This window comes from Pseudomonas baetica, from assembly GCF_051216495.1.
Taxonomy (GTDB): Bacteria; Pseudomonadota; Gammaproteobacteria; order Pseudomonadales; family Pseudomonadaceae; genus Aquipseudomonas; species Aquipseudomonas baetica_B.
Map to the genome: position 1 here is coordinate 1 of NZ_JBPKAM010000183.1, position 7106 is coordinate 7106.

Consider the following 7106-nt stretch of genomic DNA (forward strand, 5'->3'; position numbering starts at 1 on the left):
AGCGAGCCTGCTCGCGAATGCAGTCGGACATTCAGCATCACTATTGTCTGACACACCGCTTTCGCGAGCAGGCTCGCTCCCACAGGGCTAGAATCGGCCTCATTGAGCCAATGAGGTACCCCCGATGAGCGAACCGATCCGTCTGACCCAATACAGCCACGGCGCTGGTTGCGGTTGCAAGATTTCCCCCCAGGTGCTGGAAGTGATTCTGGCCGGTAGCGGGGCGCAGAACCTGGACCCGAAGCTCTGGGTAGGTAACGCTTCGCGCGACGACGCGGCGGTCTATTCGATCGATGCGGAGCGCGGAGTGGTTTCGACCACCGATTTTTTCATGCCGATCGTCGATGATCCGTTCGATTTCGGTCGTATTGCCGCCACCAATGCCATCAGCGATATCTACGCCATGGGCGGCGATCCGTTGATGGCGATTGCGATCCTCGGCTGGCCGGTGAATGTGCTGGCGCCGGAAATTGCCCGGGAAGTGATCCGTGGCGGTCGCTCGGTGTGCGACGAAGCGGGCATCCCCTTGGCGGGTGGGCACTCCATCGATGCGCCGGAACCGATCTTCGGCCTGGCCGTCACCGGCCTGGTGGAAAAACGCCACATGAAGCGCAACGACACCGCCACCGCCGGTTGCCTGCTGTACCTGACCAAGCCCCTGGGCATCGGCATCCTCACCACCGCCGAGAAAAAGGGCAAGCTGCGCCAGGCCGACATCGGCCTGGCCCGCGACTGGATGTGCACCCTGAACAAACCGGGCAGCCGTTTCGGCAAGCTCGAGGGCGTGGCGGCGATGACCGACGTCACGGGGTTCGGGCTATTGGGGCATCTGGTGGAAATGGCTGACGGCAGCGGCCTGACCGCACGTATCCGCTACGACCGGGTGCCGCGTTTGCCGGGGGTCGAGTATTACCTCGAACAGGGCTGCATTCCGGGCGGCACCTTGCGCAACTTCGACAGCTACGCCAGCAAGCTGGGCCGCCTTCAGGAACTGCATAAACGCGTGCTGTGCGATCCGCAAACCAGTGGCGGCCTGCTGATCGCGGTCACCCCCGCAGCTAATCGAACATTTCTTGAGACCGCCGCCGAACTGGGCCTCAACCTTGAACCCATCGGTGAACTGGTCGAGCGACAGAATCACGCGGTCGAGGTGTCCTGATGGCTGTCGACTGCACCGATTACCGCGATATCTTTCTCAACGACCGGCCGATGATGGATGCCCGTGCGCCGATCGAGTTCGCCAAGGGCGCGTTCCCCGGTGCGGTCAACCTGCCGCTGATGAACGATCACGAGCGGCAACGGGTCGGCACCTGCTACAAACAACACGGTCAGCACGCGGCCATCGAACTGGGACATCAATTGGTGTCCGGCGCCATCAAGGCCGAGCGCATCCAGGCTTGGGCGGACTTCGCCCGGGCGCATCCCGATGGACTGTTGTATTGCTTTCGCGGCGGCCTGCGTTCGCAGATCGTCCAGCAGTGGCTCAAGGACGAGGCGGGCATCGACTATCCGCGCGTCGTGGGCGGCTACAAGGCCATGCGCAACTTTCTGTTGAACACAGTCGATGAGGCCGTCGCCCAATGCGATTTCGTGTTGCTGGGCGGCATGACCGGTACCGGAAAAACCGAAGTACTCACTCAATTGCGTAACGGGCTGGACCTTGAAGGTCACGCCAATCATCGTGGCTCCAGTTTCGGCAAACGGGCCACCGGCCAACCCTCCAATATCGACTTCGAAAACCGCCTGGCTGTGGACCTGCTGAAAAAACGCGCCTTTGGCATTCAACAGTTCGTGCTGGAGGACGAGAACCGTGCAATCGGCAGTTGCGCGCTGCCATTGCCGCTGTATCAGGGCATGCAGCAATTTCCGATGGTCTGGCTCGAAGACAGTCTGCAAGGGCGGGTCGAGCGGATTCTGCGTGATTACGTGGTGGACTTGTGTGCCGAGTTTATCCGTGTGCACGGCGACGAGGGCTTTGTGCTGTTTTCCGAGCGATTGCTGGAAAGTCTGAACAACGTGCAGAAGCGCTTGGGCGGCGAGCGGCATCGGCGGATGCTGGTGTTGATGGAAGACGCCCTGGCGGAGCAGGGACGAAGCGGCGCGGTGGATTTGCACCGGGGCTGGATCGAGGGGTTGCTGGTTGAGTATTACGATCCGATGTATGCGTTTCAGCGGGAGAAAAAGGGCGCGCGGATCGAGTTTGCGGGGGAACGGGGGGCGGTGATCGAGTATTTGCGCGGGCGGGTGAATCAGCGAAATTAATGTTGATTTTACCGGCCTCATCGCGGGCAAGCCCGCTCCCACAGGTATCTTCGGCGTTCACAGCATTTGTGAACAACAAAGAACACTGTGGGAGCGGGCTTGCCCGCGATGAGGCCTGGACAGTCGCTGAAAAAACTCAGGTCGGGCAAGTCTCCTGCCCGTTATCCAGCCCTTGCTTGTAGCTGTGGCTTTGCAGGCTGGCCTTGCCGTTGTGCCAGGTCAGGGTCAGCACGTACAGCGAATCGTAGTCGCTGGATTCCCAATCCTCGGTGATCTTCTGCTTCTTGCCGACGGCTTCGCCGGCGACCTTGTTGATCAGTTCCGGCAGATAACCATGGGACCAGGCCGTGTAGATGACCGAGTTGTGGTACTTGTCGTGGAGCAGTTCATCGGCCAGGTCGCTGGTGTCGTTGGCCGAGAAGTTGATGTTGACCGGCAAGCCGAGTTTGATCGCGCTGGGGCTGATGGTCATCAAGGGGCGGATGTAGCTGTAGGAGTTGTCCAGTTCGCCTTCCTCGACGTTGCGCGTCGGGTTGGCGGCAAACACGTAGTCTGCCTTGCCGAATTTTTCCGGGAGCAGGGTCGCCAGGTCGATTGCGCGGTTCAGGCCCTGGCAATTGAGCTGGCCCAGGCCGCCAGCGGGTTTTTCCGCGTGGCGCAGGAACACCAGCGTCTGGGTGCCGTCCACTGGCTGCGCGCGACTTTCGGCGGACTCCAGCACCAGAAACAGCGCGCTGACTGCCAGCAGGGCGGGCAGGAATACATAGGCGCGATGCTTGAAGCGATTGGCAAGTTTCAGAAAGTTCATCATGGAAAAAAAGTTCTTCAGCGTATTGGGTTAAGGCTGACAAACCTTTACACCGCGATTTTCCTGCGTCGGGTGTTTTCCATGTCGTTGAGCCGGTCCGTATTCAAAGGGGCAGTGCTCAGAGTCCTCTGAAGCCCGATTGGTTCGATTCCGGCAGAAAGCGCCGCAATGTATCGATAACCTGGATCGAGTTCGAGCAGAGGTTATCGACAGGATGTTGCGGATTTGTGGACACGGTACACGGACGGGGGCGCGAGCATGTCCTGATCTGTTTTGATTTTTACCATCAGCGATATTGATGGCTGCAGGCGCCGCACCCAACGCTATCTCCATTATGATCGTCACTCTCAATTGCCCGTGGATCTCGCCCATGACCGATTTGTCTGCGTTCCCCATCACCCGCAAATGGCCGGCCCAGTACCCGGATTGGATTCAGCTGTACTCCTTGCCGACCCCCAACGGCGTCAAGGTCTCGATCATGCTCGAAGAGATCGGTCTGCCCTATGAGCCGCACCGTGTAGGTTTCGACACCAACGATCAGATGTCCCCCGAGTTCCTGTCGCTCAACCCTAACAACAAGATCCCGGCCATCCTCGACCCTCACGGTCCGGACGGCCAGCCGCTGCCGTTGTTCGAGTCCGGGGCGATCCTGATTTACCTGGCCGACAAGAGCGGGCAACTGCTGGCCCAGGAGTCGGCGGCCCGCTACGAAACCATCCAGTGGCTGATGTTCCAGATGGGCGGCATCGGTCCGATGTTCGGCCAGCTCGGGTTCTTCAACAAGTTCGCCGGCAAGGAATACGAAGATAAGCGTCCCCGCGACCGTTACGTCGAAGAAAGCCGGCGCCTGCTCGCCGTCCTCGATAAACGCCTGGAAGGGCGGGACTGGATCATGGGCGAGCGTTACACCATTGCCGATATCGCGACCTTTCCGTGGGTGCGCAACCTGATCGGTTTCTATGAGGCCGGTGATCTGGTGGGCATCCAGAATTTCCCGAATGTCACGCGTGTGCTGGAGCGCTTCCTGGCGCGACCGGCGGTGAAGCGCGGCCTGGAAATCCCGAAACCGATCTCCAACTGACACACCACATACCCTGTAGGAGCGAGCATGCTCGCGATGGACATCAACGATAACGCGGGCATCCTGATTCCCCGCGGTGTTCTTGCCGCCATCGCGAGCATGCTCGCTCCTACAGGGTTATGTTCATACCCCCAATTCTCAGGAATACCCATGTCCAGCCAGTTCCCCGAAGCACGTCCACGCCGTCTGCGCCGCAATGCGAGCCTGCGCAGCCTGTTCCAGGAAACCGAGTTCAGCCTGAACGACCTGGTACTGCCGATCTTCGTCGAAGAAGACATCGACGATTTTGTACCGATCAAAAGCATGCCCGGTGTCATGCGCATTCCCGAATCGAAACTGGCCGGCGAGATCGAGCGTTATGCCCGTGCCGGGATCAAGTCGGTGATGACCTTCGGCGTGTCCCACCACCTGGACAGCAGCGGCAGCGACACCTGGAACGAAAATGGCCTGGTGTCGCGCATGTCGCGGATCGCCAAGGATGCGGTGCCAGAGATGATCGTCATGTCCGACACCTGTTTCTGTGAGTACACCGATCATGGCCATTGCGGCGTGTTGCATAACCATGAAGTCGACAACGACCAGACACTGATCAACCTCGGCAGGCAAGCCGTGGCGGCCGCCCGGGCCGGCGCCGATGTGATTGCGCCATCCGCGGCCATGGACGGGCAGGTCCAGGCGATTCGCCGGGCACTGGATCAGGCCGGTTTCACCCAGACCGCGATCATGGCCTATTCGACCAAATTCGCTTCGGCGCTCTATGGCCCGTTCCGCGAAGCCGGGGGCAGTGCGCTCAAGGGCGACCGCAAAAGCTATCAGATGAACCCGATGAACCGCCGCGAAGCCGTGCGCGAATCGCTGCTGGACGAGCAGGAGGGCGCCGACGCTCTTATGGTCAAACCGGCCGGCGCCTACCTGGACATCATCCGCGACATCCGCGAGGCCTCACGCCTGCCGTTGTCGGCGTACCAGGTCAGCGGCGAGTACGCGATGATCAAGTTCGCCGCGCAAGCAGGGGCCATCGATGAAGATCGCGTGGTGCGCGAGAGCCTGGGCGCGATCAAGCGGGCGGGGGCGGATCTGATCTTTACCTACTTTGCGATGGATCTGGCGTTGGCTGGGATCTAAAAACCACCGCAGACCTCCTGTGGGAGCGAGCCTGCTCGCGATAGCGGTCTGCCATTCAACATTTCTGTTGTCTGATACACCGCTATCGCGAGCAGGCTCGCTCCTACAGGGGATTTTTGTGGCCTCAGGTTCTGCCGAAAAACGGCCGAATCCCGTGATCCCGGAAATACCGTTCGATCACCTTCGGATCCGAGCAGGTTTCGGCAATCGCCACATAGGTATCCGGCCGCAACAGATAAAAGCCGTTACGCCCCAGGCCTGCCGCTTCAAACGCCGGTCGCCAGTCAAACACATGCAACGCCAGATGATGTTCGTGGCACCAGGCGATCATCTCGTCGCTGGTGTCGCCATACACATGCACCTGCCAGCTCGGACACTTCAGCGGCTCAAAATTATCGCCCTCGCCATCGTGCGCCCAGGGCAGACGGTCGCCACCGTGAACATGTCCGGCAACGCCGGTGCTCAAGGGCATCCCCCGGTAGTTCAGGGTGATCTGCGACACCGTGCGGAACAGAAACTCGCGAGACGTTTCAAACGAGGCCATTTTCGGCAGCAGGAACGGCGCCAGGCGCGTGCGCAGCAGGTCGGCCATGCGGCCTTCGGCAGTGACGAAGGTGAAGACCCGGTCGGTGGTAGACACCAGTTTGCGGGCAAACGCGATGCGTTCGGGTTCGTAGGTCGCCAGCAGTTTGGCCTCGGCGCCGCCGCTCAACACGGCCGCGACTTTCCAGGCCAGGTTGATCGCATCGCCAATCCCGGTGTTCATGCCCTGACCACCGGCGGGGCTGTGCACATGGGCGGCATCACCCAGTAAAAATGCGCGTCCGGTGCGGAAATGATTGGCCACCCGATGGTGCACACGGTAGGTCGAGAACCAGTTCAGTTGCTCGACCTTGACCTTCATATGCTCGATGGCGCGGCTGCTGACGTCTTCGAAGCGCAGGGTTTCGGCATGCGCGGCGCGATCGTCGCGGACCGTGCCGATCAGCCGCGCACGGCCTTCACCGGCCAAGGGAAACACGGCGAGGAAATCCGCTTCATCGAGATCCACGTGCAGTTCGCCATTGAAGGTCGGTCCGCTGGCCTGGACATCGGCGACATAGAAAATCTGCTGATAAGTACCGCCGGGGAACCCTGTGTCCAGGGTCTTGCGCACGATCGAGCGGGCGCCATCGCAACCGGCCAGGTAGCACGCCTGACAGGTTTCCTGCTCGCCGTCGGGCAGGCGCAAGGTGGCAATGATGTCGTCGCCGGTTTCCTCGAAACCCAGCAATTCGGTATTTCGTTCGACGGTAACGCCGAAGGTGGTGAGGCGATCGATCAGCAGCCGCTCGTGTTCGTCCTGGGGAAAGATTTCGAGGAAGGCATAGGGCGTCAGGCCCTCGCCGACACGGCTCAGCGGCAAACGTGCCACGGGTTCACCCTTGACCCAGAAATTGGCGGCCGCCACGCGATGGCCATTTTTGACCACGGCGTCGGCGAGGTCGAGCTGGCGGTACAGCTCCAGCGTCCGCGCCTGTACGGCCAATGCCCGGGATGTCGTGCCGGGGGCTGACGCCTTGTCGATGATCCGTACCCGAATCCCCAGTTTGCTCAGCCACAGTGCCAGTACCAGCCCGGTCGGGCCGGCGCCGATAATCAACACGTCGCTACGGTGCATGAGCCTGTCCTCCTTAACCGTGTGGAGCAAGTATGGTTCAGGTTGGCAGGGCGGCCAGACAGGCCGCCAAACGGATCCAAATCCGGCAGGCTAAACGCAAACCCTGTGGGAGCGAGCCTGCTCGCGAAGGCGGTGTATCAGTCAATACATGTGTTGACTGACACGGCCCC

General features: G+C 60.8%; 6 protein-coding genes. 4 read left to right on the forward strand and 2 right to left on the reverse strand.

Features of this window, described 5'->3' with window-relative positions; all coding sequences use genetic code 11:
- Positions 1–124 precede the first annotated feature (124 nt).
- Positions 125–1159, forward strand: coding sequence for a selenide, water dikinase SelD (selD, locus tag ACSFE6_RS30485; RefSeq protein ID WP_435431086.1), 1035 nt, complete (start codon positions 125–127; stop codon positions 1157–1159).
- Positions 1159–2262: a tRNA 2-selenouridine(34) synthase MnmH gene (mnmH, locus tag ACSFE6_RS30490; RefSeq protein WP_435431087.1), complete on the forward strand. Its 1104-nt coding sequence runs from the start codon at positions 1159–1161 to the stop codon at positions 2260–2262. The genes selD and mnmH overlap by 1 nt, the downstream gene beginning before the upstream one ends.
- 136 nt (positions 2263–2398) lie before the next feature.
- Here mnmH and ACSFE6_RS30495 read toward each other — a convergent pair whose 3' ends face one another.
- Positions 2399–3073, reverse strand: coding sequence for a histidine phosphatase family protein (locus ACSFE6_RS30495; RefSeq protein WP_435431088.1), 675 nt, complete (start codon positions 3071–3073; stop codon positions 2399–2401).
- 367 nt (positions 3074–3440) lie between these two features.
- On the opposite strand from ACSFE6_RS30495, the gene ACSFE6_RS30500 reads away from it, so the two are divergent.
- Entirely contained in the window at positions 3441–4151 is a 711-nt protein-coding gene (locus ACSFE6_RS30500) for a glutathione S-transferase family protein (protein ID WP_435431089.1), read from the forward strand.
- 150 nt (positions 4152–4301) lie between these two features.
- The gene (gene hemB / locus ACSFE6_RS30505) at positions 4302–5276 is read left to right on the forward strand and encodes a porphobilinogen synthase (RefSeq protein ID WP_435431090.1); all 975 of its coding nucleotides are present in this window, start codon (positions 4302–4304) and stop codon (positions 5274–5276) included.
- A 124-nt stretch (positions 5277–5400) separates the two neighbouring features.
- On the opposite strand, the gene ACSFE6_RS30510 is transcribed toward hemB, so the two are convergent.
- Positions 5401–6936, reverse strand: a complete 1536-nt coding sequence (locus ACSFE6_RS30510; protein WP_435431091.1) for an FAD-dependent oxidoreductase — start codon at positions 6934–6936, stop codon at positions 5401–5403.
- Positions 6937–7106: the final 170 nt, after the last annotated feature.